A 15,004-nucleotide genomic window follows, 5' to 3' on the forward strand; every position below is an offset into this window, starting at 1 on the left:
TCTCATTTATGAGTATTTTGTTAGGAGGAGGAAGAGGAGTGGCAAATAAAGAATTAAAGAGGGGCCTGGGCGCGCGCCATATTCAGATGATCGCCTTGGGCGGTACGATCGGTGTTGGCTTGTTTATGGGTTCTGCCAGCACGATTTCATGGACTGGCCCATCTGTCCTTCTGGCTTATGCAATATGCGGAATTTTTATCTTTTTTATTATGCGTGCGATGGGTGAAATGCTGTATGTCGAGCCGAGCACAGGTTCTTTTGCGACGTTCGGCCATCAATATATTCATCCGATGGCAGGTTATATAACAGCATGGAGCAACTGGTTCCAGTGGATTATCGTCGGCATGTCAGAAATTATCGCTGTCGGTTCTTATATGAAGTATTGGTTCCCGGATTTGCCTGCTTGGATACCTGGTATCGTGGCAATGGTGATTCTTGGTGCGGCGAATTTAATTTCTGTTAAGTCGTTTGGGGAATTTGAGTTTTGGTTTGCGATGATTAAAATCGTGACGATTATCTTGATGATTATTGCGGGAATCGGAATTATTTTCTTCGGTTTTGGCAACGGCGGAGATGCGATCGGTTTGTCGAACCTGTGGTCTCACGGGGGCTTCTTTGCAGGAGGTTTCTCAGGTTTCTTCTTTGCACTGTCTCTTGTCATTGCGGCCTATCAAGGAGTTGAGCTGATCGGGATTACAGCGGGTGAAGCGAAGGACCCGCAAAACACGCTAAGAAATGCGATTCAAAGTATTATCTGGCGTATTTTGATTTTCTACATTGGCGCTATTTTTGTGATCGTGACGGTGTATCCTTGGGATGAGCTCAACTCACTCGGAAGTCCGTTTGTGTCTACGTTCTCGAAAATCGGAATTACGGCAGCGGCCGGCATTATTAACTTTGTCGTAATTACTGCGGCAATGTCCGGCTGTAATAGCGGTATTTTCAGCGCGGGCCGCATGCTATATACACTGGGTGTCAATGGACAAGCACCGAAATTCTTTAAGAAGATTTCACGCAATGGTGTGCCGCTGTATGGCACAATTGCGGTGCTGATCGGTTTGGCTGTCGGTGTTGTACTGAACTATATCGCGCCGCCGAAGATCTTTGTCTATGTATACAGCGCAAGCGTGCTCCCAGGGATGATTCCTTGGTTTATCATTTTGATCAGCCATATCGGATTCAGAAAAGTGAAGGGTGCTGCATTAGATAAACATCCATTCAAAATGCCGTTTGCTCCTTTTACAAACTATTTGACGATTGCTTTCTTGCTGATGGTTCTGGTTGGTATGTGGTTTAACGATGATACTCGTATCTCCCTGATTGTAGGCGTGATTTTCTTAGCGCTTGTGGTCATTAGTTATTATGTGTTTGGGATTGGCAAACGCACGCAGGCCAATTTGACAAAAAGCGAACAAGCAGCTGAATAACGATAAAAAAGAGACATTCGCGGATGTCTCTTTTTTTATTTTTTGCGTATGGATTTTCCCTATTTTAGCAAGCTATAGGGTAAAGATAGCAGAAGGAAAGGTGTTCATAAAATGGATGTTACACTCGGTTATTTGCGCGAATCACTTTCGAATCATCTAGAAAATGAAGTCTGCCAGCGTATTTGCAAGAAGATGCTGGCGAAGCGTTATGCAAATGAAGAGGAATTTGTAAAAGACTTAGATGATAATGAAATGTCTTTTTTGAACCATGTATTAGAAAAAGAAATTAAGTATGCCCAGAATGAACAGGATCAAAAACGGGCCAAGGAATTAAACGAGGTGTATGAATTACTGCTTTGAGAAAGGCGGGTAAGAAATGGGAGCAATTGAACGAAGCGGATATACATTTCAGCCGGAGTTTAGCGTTGTCCGTCAAAACGGAGCCATCCATGTGTACCATCAAGGAGAGTTTGTGGAAGAAATCGAATTTGAATTTAACGGGGAATATCCCGATCATGATTTGATTGAAGAGCTTGTGAATCATTATTGTTTTGAGCATGAAATTTAGAGCCCTGCCGTGCAGGGCTCTTTTATTTAGGATGTGATCAGGCCATACTTTTTCAGGATATCCACGGTGATGTTTTTGGCTTTTGTGCCGGAATCATCGACATTGGTGACAAAGACATAAGAGCCATGCTCTGTTTTGATGAATCCGACAAACCATCCTAATCCCATATCTGTCAGGCGAGTTCCGGTTTTCCCGTAGAGCGTGTAATGATCGCCTTCCTCTTGAATCATCATGCGCTTGACGGTTTTCATTACCGGCTTGTCAAATGGAAGCTCCTCGTTAGCCAGTTTCTCCAAAAAAGTTTCTTGTTCCAGCGGAGATATTGTGAGCGAGCTTTGCAGCCAAAACTGGTCGATTCCCCCGCTGATATCCTCGTTGCCGTAAGATAGAGTATGAAGCCATGTTTTCATTCTTTCCTCGCCGATATCTCTCGCTAATGCCTGATAATACCAGATTGCGGATTCGCGCATGGCCGAGCCAAGCGTATGGTCGCGGTTCCATGATTCGAATTCACGCTTGACCCCGTCCCATCGTTTAACATCGTATTCATCTCTTACAGCTTTGACCTGCAAACCGATTAAAGCGTTCACGACTTTAAAGGTGGATTGCGGAGTTTGTCTTTGATTTGCCCGTTTTCTGTTATAGACAAATGTCTGATCCTTTTGTAAATCGTGAAGAATGAAGGTTCCATCCGTATCCTTGAATTCGTCATCGACATTCATTCTGCTGACATTCAAGTGTTTTTCATGAGCAGATGATGCTGCGTGGACGGAGAAGCCGCCGATCCCTACAATACTCAGCACAAGCACAACATATATCCATTTTTTCATTTTGTTCTCCCCTTCGTTTTGATTAACTACCTTTTCTCTCTTTCGTTTGTTCTTCCTTTAAAAAATAATCAAAAAGCGCTTAAATTTGGTTTTGTAAACAAATACTGTTACTGGGTTTATATTCGGAAGATAACGTGAAAATAGAGGGTAAAAAGGAAGGCAGGGTAAGCGGATGAATGAGCAGATTCCACATGACAAAAGTCTCGATAACAGCCTGACACTGCTGAAGGAAGGGTATTTATTTATTAAAAACAGAACAGAGCGCTACAATTCAGATCTGTTTCAGGCCCGTTTGTTGGGAAAAAACTTTATTTGCATGACTGGCGCTGAGGCGGCGAAGGTGTTTTATGATACGGATCGATTCCAGCGGCAGAACGCTTTGCCTAAGCGGGTGCAGAAATCGCTGTTTGGTGTTAATGCGATTCAGGGAATGGATGGCAGCGCGCATATCCATCGGAAGATGCTTTTTCTGTCATTGATGACACCGCCGCATCAAAAACGTTTGGCTGAGTTGATGACAGAGGAGTGGAAAGCAGCAGTCACAAGATGGGAGAAGGCAGATGAGGTTGTGTTATTTGAAGAAGCAAAAGAAATCCTGTGCCGGGTAGCGTGCTATTGGGCAGGTGTTCCGTTGAAGGAAACGGAAGTCAAAGAGAGAGCGGATGACTTCATTGACATGGTCGACGCGTTCGGTGCTGTGGGACCGCGGCATTGGAAGGGAAGAAGAGCAAGGCCGCGTGCGGAAGAGTGGATTGAAGTCATGATTGAAGATGCTCGTGCCGGCTTGCTGAAAACGACTCCCGGAACAGCGCTGCATGAAATGGCTTTTCACACACAAGAAGATGGAAGCCAGCTGGATTCCCGCATGGCAGCCATTGAGCTGATTAATGTATTGCGGCCTATTGTCGCCATTTCTTACTTTCTGGTGTTTTCAGCTTTGGCGCTTCATGAGCATCCGAAGTATAAGGAATGGCTGCGGTCTGGAAACAGCCGGGAAAGAGAAATGTTTGTGCAGGAGGTCCGCAGATATTATCCGTTCGGCCCGTTTTTAGGGGCGCTTGTCAAAAAAGATTTTGTATGGAATAACTGTGAGTTTAAAAAGGGCACATCGGTGCTGCTTGATTTATATGGAACGAACCACGACCCTCGTCTATGGGATCATCCCGATGAATTCCGGCCGGAACGATTTGCGGAGCGGGAAGAAAATCCGTTTGATATGATTCCTCAAGGGGGGGGGCACGCCGAGAAAGGCCACCGCTGTCCAGGGGAAGGCATTACAATTGAAGTCATGAAAGCGAGCCTGGATTTCCTCGTCCATCAGATTGAATACGATGTTCCGGAACAATCACTGCATTACAGTCTCGTCAGAATGCCGTCATTGCCTGAAAGCGGCTTCGTAATGAGCGGAATCAGACGAAAAAGTTAAATTAAAAAGCTCTCTTCCTTTATCGAAGAGAGCTTTTTGATTACTTCTTTTTTTCATCGTAGTATTGGACGGGATACATGGAGCCTTCTGATACCATTTTGTTGTCCTCGATATCTTGCGGGTCCGGGTGGCCGGCTTTATCAACTGGGAACGTTTCCATGTCTGGCTGTTTTGTTATTTTCATCTTCATGCTGTGAATGAATTCTCTTGCCTTTTGGCGATTTGACGGGTCTTTTAATAGATAAGAAGTGATGCCGACAGTTGAAACAGCGAGACCTGAAAGTAACAGCTTTTGTTTCATGGTGATACTCCTTTCTATTTTAAGAATAGTGTTTCCTGTATCATTCCCGTTTTGGAAATAGCTAAACCTATTGTGTTTTTATCATTAGAATTCACAGTAAATTCCATTTAAGAAGAAATTAGTGACTTCATTCCTGTATTGGAAGGTAATATACATTGACTTATTATCGTTTCAGTCAAAATTCGATAAATATTGACAAAGTAAAGTAATCAGAATAATAATATAATTAGCAAGAGAATGTCATCATACATGAAAGGTGTTTACGATATGAATCAATTGCATCGAAGAATGGGAACGTTTTCCCTCATGATGGTCGGGCTCGGGTCGATGATCGGTTCAGGCTGGCTGTTCGGGGCTTGGCGTGCGGCTCAAATAGCAGGACCAGCTGCTATTATTTCATGGGTTATTGGAATGGTCGTCATTTTATTTATTGCTCTTTCTTATAGTGAACTAGGTTCTATGTTCCCTGAAGCGGGGGGAATGGTAAAATATACGCAATATTCACACGGTTCGTTTATCGGTTTTATTGCGGGCTGGGCCAACTGGATTGCGATTGTGTCCGTCATTCCGGTTGAAGCGGTGGCCTCCGTTCAATATATGAGTTCTTGGCCATGGGAATGGGCGAAATGGACAAGCGGTTTGGTGAAGAATGGAACGCTGACTGGGGAAGGACTAGCATTTGCCTCTGTATTGCTTCTCATTTATTTTCTGCTGAACTATTGGACAGTCAATCTATTTTCGAAAGCGAATTCATTAATTACGATTTTTAAAATTATTATTCCGGGTCTTACGATTGGAGCTTTGCTGTTTGTCGGATTCCACGGAGAAAACTTTACTGGCGGTCAAAGCATTGCGCCGAATGGCTGGGCAAGTGTGCTGACGGCGGTTGCCACTTCTGGTATCGTTTTTGCGTTTAACGGTTTCCAAAGCCCGATTAATATGGCGGGTGAAGCAAAAAATCCGGGGAAATCAATCCCGATTGCGGTTGTTGGCTCTCTTTTCGTTGCGACAGTGATTTATGTCCTGCTGCAGATCGCCTTCATTGGAGCTGTGAATCCTTCTGATATTGCTCACGGCTGGAGCCATCTGAATTTTAATTCTCCTTTTGCTGATCTGGCGATTGCGCTGAATATTAACTGGCTAGTTATTGTGTTATATGCAGATGCATTTGTATCACCGTCTGGAACGGGGATTACGTATACGGCGACAACGTCCCGAATGATTTACGGAATGGAAAAAAACAAATACATGCCGAGTATATTCGGGAAGCTTCATCCGATTTACGGCGTTCCGCGACAAGCAATGTTCTTTAACTTGATTGTGTCGTTCATCTTTTTGTTCCTGTTCAGAGGGTGGGGCGTATTAGCGGAAATTATTTCCGTTGCTACGTTAATTTCTTATATCACCGGCCCGATCACAGTTATGACATTGAGACGGACGGGGAAAGACCTGTACAGGCCTCTTCGTTTAAAAGGCTTAAACGTGATTGCGCCGCTTGGATTTATCTTTGCGTCACTGGTGCTGTATTGGGCGCGCTGGCCGTTAACAGGGCAGGTTCTGTTTATTATCCTGATCGGTCTTCCGATTTATTTCTATTATCAGGCGAAGGCGAAATGGAAAGGGTTTGGCCGGAACTTTAAAGCCGGCGTCTGGATGGTGTTTTATCTGCTGGCCATGATGGTCATTTCTTATTTGGGCAGTGATAAATTCGGCGGCCTGAATGTCATTCATTATGGCTGGGATATGGTTCTGATTGCGATGGTATCACTTGTATTCTATGTGTGGGCGCTGAAGAGCGGCTACCAGACAGAATACTTAAAGGATGCGAAAGAGATAAATTCTCAGCTGCTTAATGGACAGTCAGAAGCTGCTGCCGGAAAAGAATAAAATAAATAAGAAAACCTTGCGATAGTTGTCGCAAGGTTTTTTGCTTTTAATAACCCTTTTTTACTTTGTGGAAAAGATCAGGATAGTTGGTGAACACTCCTGTTACGCCCCAATCAAGCAGGCGATGCATATCAGCTTCATTATTGACTGTGTAAGGATGAAGCAGGAGGCCGTGGCTGCGGATCATACGGACGTTTTCTTGATTTAAAGCTTTATAATCCGGGCCCGCACCGACAGCGTATGTTTTGATTTCTTCCAGGGCAGCATCTGTCATTGACGCCATTTGTTTGGCTTCCAGCAATTGAACGGTCGGCAGGTTTGGCTGTAATTGATGGACTTTTACCAGGCTTTCTTTGCTGAACGATTGAATGATCACCTGGCCTGGCTTAGAATGCTTCCCTAGTAATTTATGTTTCTGCAAAGAAGCGATCAGTTTTTCTTCCATACCTGGGTAGGTGTCAGGCGATTTTGTTTCAATGTAGTAGTTCGCGTGCTTTCCGAAACGGTCTAATACCTCTTCTAATGTAGGAACTTTAAGGCTGACGTACTGCGGCTTTGCTTTTTCCGGATAGGCTTCATTAAACCAAGAACCGGCGTCAAGCTTCTTAATGTCTGCGAGCGTATGGTCTTTCACCCAGCCCGTTCCGTTTGTGGTGCGGTCCAGTTTTTCGTCATGCATGACAATCAATTTCCCGTCTTTTGTCATTTGCAGATCCAATTCAATATAATCAGCCTTCATTTTCTGAGCGGTTTCGTAAGACAGAATCGTGTGCTCAGGCACATATCCAGAAGCCCCTCTGTGCGCGACGGTCAGGATACGGTCAGGTGACAGCAGGTTTCCTTTTGACGCTGCCGACACTGGCGTTACCATAAATAAGAGTAAGCCCAGCGACAGAACAAACAAGGCCAGTATTTTATTTTTTCTCATGATTTCTCCTCCTTATAGATAAGCACTACCTGTCTTTCATATTAAAAAACGGATGTAAACGGCGTGTTGGAAAACTATTAATCTTTTATGTGTCTTTCTTAAACATGCTCTGCCCGTTTTCCTGTATTCCACGTCAAAGCCAAGAAGACGATGGCAAGAATGCAGGATGAGATCAGCATGATAAAGCCGCCGTTCCAGTTAAAACGGTCCACGACAAAGCCCATAATGGCGTTTGCGAAGGCGGATCCGCCGATGTATCCGAAAAATCCGGTCAAACCGGCTGCAGTTCCGGCTGCTTTTTTCGGTGCTAGATCGATCGCTTGCAGGCCGATCAGCATAACAGGTCCGTAGATTAAGAAGCCAATGCTGATCAGGGCAATATTGTCTACGAGCGGATTGCCGGCCGGATTCAGCCAGTACACCAATACGGCAATGAAAACACCCGCCATAAACAAAACGCCTGCCGGTGCCCGGCGGCTTTTGAAGAATCGGTCACTGATCCAGCCGCACAAGATCGTTCCCGGTATGCCTGCGTATTCGTAAAGAAAATACGACCAGCGTGAGTCTTCAGGAGAAAAGCCTTTGGCTTCTGTTAAGTAAGTAGGCGCCCAGTCAACCACGCCGTATCGCACGAAATAAACAAATACATTGGCAAAAGCGATGTACCAAAGAAATTTGTTGTTCAACACATATTGAAAAAGAATTTCTTTTGTTGTTAATTCTTTTTCCTGATTTTTAAAAGCGTGTTTTGGATAGTCATTCCGATACTCTTCAATTGGCGGGAGTCCGCAGGATTGAGGCGTATCACGAACCAATAAAACAATTAAAAATGAAATGATAATGGCGATGATGGCAGGGAAGAAAAACACGCTTTTCCAAGTGACGAACATCGCGATCCCAAGAGTGACAAGCGGAGCAAGAATACCGCCGCCTATGTTATGGGCGACATTCCAGATTGACATTTTTGTGCCGCGTTCACTTATGGAGAACCAATGGGCCATCGTCCTGCCGCATGGCGGCCAGCCCATTCCTTGAAACCATCCATTGATAAACATAAAAATAAACATGATGGTGACGCTCGAAGTCACCCAAGGCATTGAAACGAATAGAATATTAACGATTGCTGATAAAAATAGGCCTGTTGCCAGAAAATATCTCGGATTACAGCGGTCTGACACCATTCCCATGATGAATTTGCTGAAGCCGTACGCAATGGACACAGCGGCCAGCACCAAACCCAGTTCTGTTTTCGAAAATCCCTGTTCCTGCAGATAAGGAATGGCAAAGGCAAAGTTTTTCCGCAGCAGGTAGTAGCCTGCGTAGCCAATGAAAATACCAATGAATACTTGCAGCCTGAGCCGTTTGTATGCCGCATCCATCTTTGAATCATCCAGTCTCTCAATATGAGGAGCCGGTTTAAATATATTAAGCATTAATAATTATCCCCCTTTGCTGTTTGTGCTGGATGTGTGGCGTGCCTCCTTTCCCAAAAAATAAATAGAGCCAGAAAACACCCCTTGTCAAAAGGGGTTGGATTCCTGGCTCTCCTCATCTCCATCCAAGCTATTAACTTATCATGATAGCGCTTTCTTAAATTATCATAGTCCGGAGCGAATGTAAACGGGTAATTTTCAAATTGGGCCTTAGGGAAGTAAATATTATCCTTTTACTAAATGCAATTATATTTTTTTACTAGTAACATAAAAATCTGGAGGGAGGCTGTTTAAAGGTGGATGAATTAGATATCGCATTCTTTATTTTACCGTTAGGAATTATGCTGCTATCGATTGTCGGGACCTGTATTTGTAAAAACCCGTATCTGATGCCAATGCTTAGTTTGGTGATTTCTCTTGTGCTCACCTTTACCATTTTTAATCAATCATTTTTGGGATGGGCTGTTGTCTATAGCTTGGTTTCTCTGGCTTTATCCTATATCACATTGATTGTGGTAAGGAAAAGGAAGGAATCAGGAAATTAAAAAGACCTCACTTTCTAACATATCGTTGACTAAAGCAACTATATGTGATTATAATTGCTTTAGTCAACGATATTAGAAAGTGGGGATTGATTTGAAAACAAGAGAATCATCTGTCGGGTTAAAATTCAGAAAGTTCAATCGATTTTATACAAACGTCCTTGGTTTCCTTAATGAGCACATTTACGACAGCCCGTTTTCCTTAACAGAAACACGGATTTTATTTGAGATTTATAATACGCCTAATTGTACGGCAAAAGCTCTTCAGGATAAGCTGGGGCTTGACCGGGGATATGTCAGCAGGATTGTGAAGCAGTTTGAAAAAGAAGATTTGATTTATAAACAGAGGAGCAAAGATGACGCCCGCCACCATTACATTTTTGTCACAGAAACAGGAAAAACGATTTATAAAAAGCTGGAGGAGAAAGCCAACGAACAAGTAGAACTGATGCTGAAGGAAATCAACCAAAAGGAGCAGCACAAGCTTGCCGAGGCGATGGCAGAGATTGAAGCGATCCTTTCACAGTCGCTTTCTGCCAGAGCATCAGAGATATCGATTAGAGATTATTTTCTTTCGGAGGATCTTCAACTCCTTATTGAGAAACAAAGACAATTTTACGCGGAGGCTCACGGTTGGGATGACACGTTTTTAGCTTATCTTCAGGAGACATTTGACGCTGACATCGAAAAAATATGGATTGCGGAAAGCGGCGGGAAATTTGCCGGCTCTGTCGGGTTGGTCAAGCACGATGAAAAGACAGTCCAGCTCAGATGGTTTCTGGTTGATGCGGATTTTCGGGGCAGGGGGCTCGGCACGCAATTGCTGGAGCATCTGATTGCATACTGCCAAGACATGAAGTTTGACCGCATTTTCCTTTGGACGGTGAGCACCATGGCTGAGGCTCGTCCGCTCTATGAAAAATTTGGATTCAGGATAAGTGAAGTAAAACAAGAAGCGCCATTATGGGGACAGCAGCTGACAGAAGAACGGTGGGATTTGGAGCTGTCATGAAAAGACTGCATTATGCGTGGATCATCGTCTCCGTCACCTTTTTGATCTTATTGGCGGTTCAGGGGGTGCGGCTGTCGTTTGGTGCGTTTGTGGAGCCGTGGGAACGGCAATTTTCAATGGATAGAAGCACCATCTCGCTGATTTCGACGATGAGTTTTATTGTTTATGGCATATCACAGCCTGTGATCGGTCGGCTTGTGGACAAATGGGGTGCCCGGGCTGTTTTGGCATGGAGTGCGTTACTGACAGGAGTCAGCATTTTCTTAACATACCTTGTGACTTCGCCTTGGCAGCTGTTTTTGCTTTATGGGCTGGGTGTCTCGCTTGGAGTGGGAGGAGCGTCGAATGTGGCGGCAAGTGTATTGGTCGTCAATTGGTTCAGCAAAAAGCGGGGACTAGCCTTTGGGATCATGGAAGCAGGCTTTGGCGCGGGGCAAATGCTTCTCGTTCCCGGCTCACTCATGTTGATCCATTGGTTTAGCTGGAAGCTGACGGTTGTGGTGTTGGGACTGCTGTTAATCGTGATTGTCTTTCCGGCTGCGCTGCTGATGCTTCGGAACAATCCTTCAGAAAAGAATACAGAGCCGATAGGCGGACTGGCTGCATCAGAAAAAGAAACAGCACCCAAAACAACAGCTCTTTCAGTGGCCGGGATGTTTCGTATGAGGCAATTCTGGTTCTTGATTTTTCCGTTTTTGATCTGTGGATTTACGACCGTGGGGCTGATGGATACCCATTTGATTCCGTTTTCTCATGATCATGGCTTTTCAACGACAGTCACGAGTGCTGCTGTCAGTCTGCTGGCAGGCTTTAATATTGCTGGCATCTTGCTGTCCGGAATTGTAGCGGACCGGTGGAGCAGCCGGAAAATCCTGTGCTTTTTATATGCGGTGCGGGCGCTGTCGATCGTGATTCTTATTTACAGCCACGAGCCCTACTTGCTTTTAGCCTTTGCGATTCTGTTTGGATTAGTGGACTTTGCAACGGTAGCACCGACTCAAATGCTCGCCACCCAGTACTTTCAAAACTACTCGATCGGCCTCATGATTGGCTGGCTGTCACTCGCCCATCAGATCGGATCGGCACTAGGTGCGTATGTGCCCGGCGTCATCTATACGGTAACGGGTGAGTATACACTGGCTTTTTATTTGTCGATTGGAATGCTCGTGCTTGCGAGCGTAATGAATATGATGCTGAGGGAGCCAGCTGCGGTTACGCGTGACAGTGCGGCTGTGGTAGAGAAGTGATGAGAGCAGAGGATAAGCATCTCTGATTTGGGATTATTCAGAGATGCTTTTTTTGTATTTTTGTTCTAATACGAAGTCGATCATACCGACTATGCGGGCGTTTTCGGATTTTTGTTTGAAGCGTTCTGAACGATTATAAGCGTAAAACCTCAAACATCTATTGGGAAGTTGAGACTATTTAACATATTTTTATAATAGTTGATTTGTAACGCAGCGTGAGATGTCTGTCGTCTACCCATAAACTGTAATTTAGACATTAAGCATCCATTTTACATCCATTCTCCATCAGCTTCGCTTTCGGTTTCATCTCCGAGATGTAGAGGCCTAAAAGCGTAAGGGCGCCTCCTAGAAGAGCGATCCATGTCATGTTTTCATGCAGGACCAGGACGGAAGCGGCGATTGTGATAACCGGGACCATGTATATATAAGCACTGGATTTGACGGCTCCGAGCACGCCAACTGAATAATTCCAAGTGGCGAAGCACAGGGCAGAAGCGCCAATCCCTAAGAAAAGCATGTTGAGTATATTTGAAGCAGATGAAAATCGGCTTAGGTCAAAATGGAAGTCGAACAAAAATAAAGCGGGAACCATAAATAATAGGCCATACAAAAATACTCTCTGTGTCAGCTCGATGATGTGGTATTCGTAGGCGCTTAATTTTTTCATGAATATCGAGTATCCGCCAAACACGAGAGCAGCCCCGGCTGCCATGATGTCTCCGAGTGGATTTAGACGAAGTACCACATTGCCGTTAAACGTAATCAATAAAAGCCCGATCAGTGCCGAGACAAATCCAATCAAAAAAGTCAGACGCAGTTTTTCGCCTTCGAGCAGAAAATGGGCCAAAACCGCAGTGATCATCGGTATAATGGACACGATCATGCCGACATTGGATGCGTATGTATAGGTGAGAGCTATATTTTCTAATAGAAAGTATAAGGTTACGCCAAATAAACCAGCCCCGGCAAACAACAGCTCCTGCCGCCAATTCCTGAACGGAATCATGTTGGGACGGACGAGGATAAGAGCGATAAAGCCCATCAAAAACCGATAAAATAATATTTCCATTGGAGAGAAGTCAGCCAGCAGAACTTTTGTCGAAATAAAGGTCGTCCCCCAAATCAGAATGGTCACAATGGCTGCGATATGCCCCGAAGTTTCTCTTTGTATGTTCATCTGTGAAGCTCCTTTTCAAAAATCTTCATGTATTGCTTCGGCGTCAGCCCCACCTGCCGTTTAAAAAACTTCGTCATATGGCTCTGATCGCTGAATCCTGTATGAAATGCCGCATCAATCGGCCTTACCCCTTGTTCAAGGAGTTTTTTCGCTTGATTAATCCGGATTGTTTCCATGTAGCTATTAGGGGTAATGCCTTTTTGTTTTGTAAATGAACGCAATAAATGATACTTGCTCCAGCCTGTTAATTCACTCAAATCATTGAGTGTGACATTTTCGGCATAATGCTCTTCTAAAAATTCACAAACCATTTTGACTTCGTCTGATGGTTCTGGAACGCTGCTAAGGAACGTGACATCTGAATAATGGCGGATCAGCTCCTCTAATAGATGAAGAAACAGCTCCTCTTTACGCAAAGCTTGTTTTTCCTCGGATATCAAAATATGCAATTCCTGCAGGCTAGCTGTCAGCTCATGGCGGAATAACACATGCTGGGAGAAATAAGGGAGATGCCCGGAGCCAGTAATCTCTTTCACCGCCTTCTCCATGATATCCGGCATAACATTGATACACCGATAATCAAGCGTCCGGCCGTCAATCTGTTCACAGCTATGCGTGTCACGGGGGTTAAAGAGGAGAAGATCACCTGGATTGATGATATATTCTTGATCCTGACAGGCCAGATACCGTTGCCCTTTTTCAATAAATCCAATCACATAATAATCGTGAAAGTGGTTCGGGAACTTCTGCATAATTCCCTTGAAGCGGTAGGCTTCTATATGAAGGTGTGGGTCAAGCTGCAGTGTGCGGGTTTCGTTTTGCATGGGATGCCTCCTGTCGGTGTGGTGGTCTTGGATTAAGTGTAGCATGATTTTGGGGGATTTCTTGTATGATGTTGCTGTTTAGGAATAGAGAAAGCAGACCGTTATTGATCTGCTTTCATCTAAGAATTTAAAAGATTTTAACCCTCAATAATAATTTTATCTTTTTTAATAAAAATTTATTTTTCAAATATTTCAGTTATAATGGTTTGGAACAGATAGGAGGGGCAAAGATGTATCAATCAAAGAAGGTTTTATTGTTAGGTTCAGGTGAATTAGGTAAAGAGGTAGTGATTGAAGCCCAGCGTCTTGGGGTACAGACGGTGGCAGTTGACAGTTACGAGCATGCTCCTGCGATGCAGGTCGCGCATAACAGTTATGTCGTTGATATGCTGGACCCAGAGCAGATCAGAACCATTATTGAGAAAGAAAAGCCGGATTTGATTGTGCCTGAGGTGGAGGCGATCGCGACGGATGAATTGTTGAAGCTTGAAGAGGAAGGATTTCACGTCATCCCGAATGCCCGTGCGGCCAAGCTGACGATGGATCGGGAAGGCATCAGACGGCTTGCGGCGGAAACGCTTGGACTTGCGACGGCTGGCTATGAATTTGCGAATACATATGATGAATTTATACAAGCGGCAGCACAGATCGGTTTTCCTTGTGTCGTTAAACCATTGATGAGTTCTTCTGGAAAAGGCCAAAGTATCTGCCGCTCTGAAGCGGATTTAGAGAGCTGCTGGGAGACTGCGATGGAAGGCGGACGGGTGAAAAACGGCCGCGTGATCGTTGAGGAGTTTATCCCATTCGAATCAGAAATCACACTCTTAACCGTACGTGCGGTTAACGGTACGGCATTTTGCGAGCCGATCGGTCATGTGCAAAAGGACGGGGATTATATCGAATCGTGGCAGCCGCATGATATGACAGAGCAGCAAATAGAAGAAGCGAAGCATATTGCGAAAACGATCACGGATGAGCTTGGCGGATACGGCCTGTTTGGTGTTGAGCTGTTCCTTGCGAAAGATAGGGTATATTTCAGTGAGGTATCTCCTCGTCCGCATGATACGGGTCTTGTCACGCTGGTGACGCAAAATTTGTCAGAATTCGCACTGCATGTCCGGGCGATTCTCGGCTTTCCGATTACAGAAATCACACAGCTTTCTCCTGGCGCCAGCAGGCCCCTCAAAGCGCCGGAAGAATTAGCGGATTACACTGTTGAAGGATTGGAAAACGCACTGGCAGTCCCAAAGACTCAAGTGCGCGTCTTTGGAAAGCCGATAACGAAAGCCGGACGTCGTATCGCAGTTGCGCTCTCTGCTGCTGATTCAGTTGAAACGGCAAGAGAGAATGCAAAGAAAGCGTTGGAACAGCTAACGATAAAATAGAGTTTGAGCAGGTCTTG

Annotated in this window: 15 protein-coding genes; 9 read left to right on the top strand and 6 right to left on the bottom strand. The window is 44.7% G+C overall.

The features are described 5' to 3' along the window. Positions 1-38: 38 nt before the first annotated feature. The 3 genes from SB658_RS14365 (at position 39) to SB658_RS14375 (ending at position 1,995) form a co-directional block, all read left to right on the top strand. A complete protein-coding gene (locus SB658_RS14365) occupies positions 39-1,427 on the top strand; it encodes an amino acid permease (protein ID WP_029726943.1) in 1,389 nt (462 codons plus the stop codon). 111 nt (positions 1,428-1,538) lie between these two features. Beyond that, entirely contained in the window at positions 1,539-1,787 is a 249-nt protein-coding gene (csgA, locus tag SB658_RS14370) for a sigma-G-dependent sporulation-specific acid-soluble spore protein CsgA (protein WP_003234887.1), read from the top strand. A 16-nt stretch (positions 1,788-1,803) separates the two neighbouring features. After that, positions 1,804-1,995, top strand: coding sequence for a DUF5370 family protein (locus SB658_RS14375; protein WP_003234886.1), 192 nt, complete (start codon positions 1,804-1,806; stop codon positions 1,993-1,995). 26 nt (positions 1,996-2,021) lie between these two features. On the opposite strand, the gene blaOXA is transcribed toward SB658_RS14375, so the two are convergent. Then, positions 2,022-2,825, bottom strand: coding sequence for a class D beta-lactamase (gene blaOXA / locus SB658_RS14380; RefSeq protein WP_106074132.1), 804 nt, complete (start codon positions 2,823-2,825; stop codon positions 2,022-2,024). Between the two features lie 172 nt (positions 2,826-2,997). On the opposite strand from blaOXA, the gene cypC reads away from it, so the two are divergent. Next, positions 2,998-4,251: a CYP152 family fatty-acid peroxygenase CypC gene (gene cypC, locus SB658_RS14385; RefSeq protein ID WP_144500903.1), complete on the top strand. Its 1,254-nt coding sequence runs from the start codon at positions 2,998-3,000 to the stop codon at positions 4,249-4,251. Between the two features lie 40 nt (positions 4,252-4,291). On the opposite strand, the gene SB658_RS14390 is transcribed toward cypC, so the two are convergent. Then, entirely contained in the window at positions 4,292-4,552 is a 261-nt protein-coding gene (locus SB658_RS14390; protein WP_003234883.1) for a hypothetical protein, read from the bottom strand. Between the two features lie 267 nt (positions 4,553-4,819). Here SB658_RS14390 and aimA point away from each other — a divergent pair, with 267 nt between their 5' ends. Next, a complete protein-coding gene (gene aimA / locus SB658_RS14395; RefSeq protein ID WP_003246447.1) occupies positions 4,820-6,439 on the top strand; it encodes a glutamate/serine transporter AimA in 1,620 nt (539 codons plus the stop codon). A gap of 46 nt (positions 6,440-6,485) precedes the next feature. Here aimA and SB658_RS14400 read toward each other — a convergent pair whose 3' ends face one another. Then, positions 6,486-7,367: a glycerophosphodiester phosphodiesterase gene (locus tag SB658_RS14400; RefSeq protein WP_089172441.1), complete on the bottom strand. Its 882-nt coding sequence runs from the start codon at positions 7,365-7,367 to the stop codon at positions 6,486-6,488. A gap of 98 nt (positions 7,368-7,465) precedes the next feature. After that, on the bottom strand, positions 7,466-8,800 hold the full coding sequence (gene glpT, locus SB658_RS14405) for a glycerol-3-phosphate transporter (protein WP_003246460.1): 1,335 nt from the start codon (positions 8,798-8,800) through the stop codon (positions 7,466-7,468). A 296-nt stretch (positions 8,801-9,096) separates the two neighbouring features. Between glpT and SB658_RS14410 the strand changes: the two genes are divergently transcribed. The 3 genes from SB658_RS14410 to SB658_RS14420 all read left to right on the top strand — a co-directional run bounded on the left by SB658_RS14410 (position 9,097) and on the right by SB658_RS14420 (position 11,601). Next, a complete protein-coding gene (locus SB658_RS14410) occupies positions 9,097-9,345 on the top strand; it encodes a YbeF family protein (protein ID WP_003234879.1) in 249 nt (82 codons plus the stop codon). A gap of 91 nt (positions 9,346-9,436) precedes the next feature. After that, positions 9,437-10,354, top strand: coding sequence for a bifunctional helix-turn-helix transcriptional regulator/GNAT family N-acetyltransferase (locus tag SB658_RS14415; protein ID WP_089172442.1), 918 nt, complete (start codon positions 9,437-9,439; stop codon positions 10,352-10,354). Beyond that, complete coding sequence (locus tag SB658_RS14420; protein WP_087614845.1) at positions 10,351-11,601, top strand: MFS transporter; 1,251 nt, start codon at positions 10,351-10,353, stop codon at positions 11,599-11,601. The genes SB658_RS14415 and SB658_RS14420 overlap by 4 nt, the downstream gene beginning before the upstream one ends. 256 nt (positions 11,602-11,857) lie before the next feature. On the opposite strand, the gene SB658_RS14425 is transcribed toward SB658_RS14420, so the two are convergent. Both SB658_RS14425 and SB658_RS14430 read right to left on the bottom strand, forming a co-directional pair. Next, entirely contained in the window at positions 11,858-12,778 is a 921-nt protein-coding gene (locus SB658_RS14425) for a DMT family transporter (RefSeq protein WP_041339995.1), read from the bottom strand. After that, entirely contained in the window at positions 12,775-13,602 is an 828-nt protein-coding gene (locus SB658_RS14430) for an AraC family ligand binding domain-containing protein (RefSeq protein WP_038827919.1), read from the bottom strand. Before SB658_RS14430 ends, SB658_RS14425 begins: the two co-directional genes overlap by 4 nt. Before the next feature lie 215 nt (positions 13,603-13,817). On the opposite strand from SB658_RS14430, the gene purT reads away from it, so the two are divergent. Continuing rightward, on the top strand, positions 13,818-14,987 hold the full coding sequence (purT, locus tag SB658_RS14435) for a phosphoribosylglycinamide formyltransferase 2 (RefSeq protein ID WP_284690742.1): 1,170 nt from the start codon (positions 13,818-13,820) through the stop codon (positions 14,985-14,987). The last annotated feature ends 17 nt before the right edge of the window (positions 14,988-15,004 follow it).

Origin of the sequence: Bacillus sp. SIMBA_008 (assembly GCF_046535495.1) — a bacterium.
Lineage (GTDB): Bacteria > Bacillota > Bacilli > Bacillales > Bacillaceae > Bacillus > Bacillus subtilis.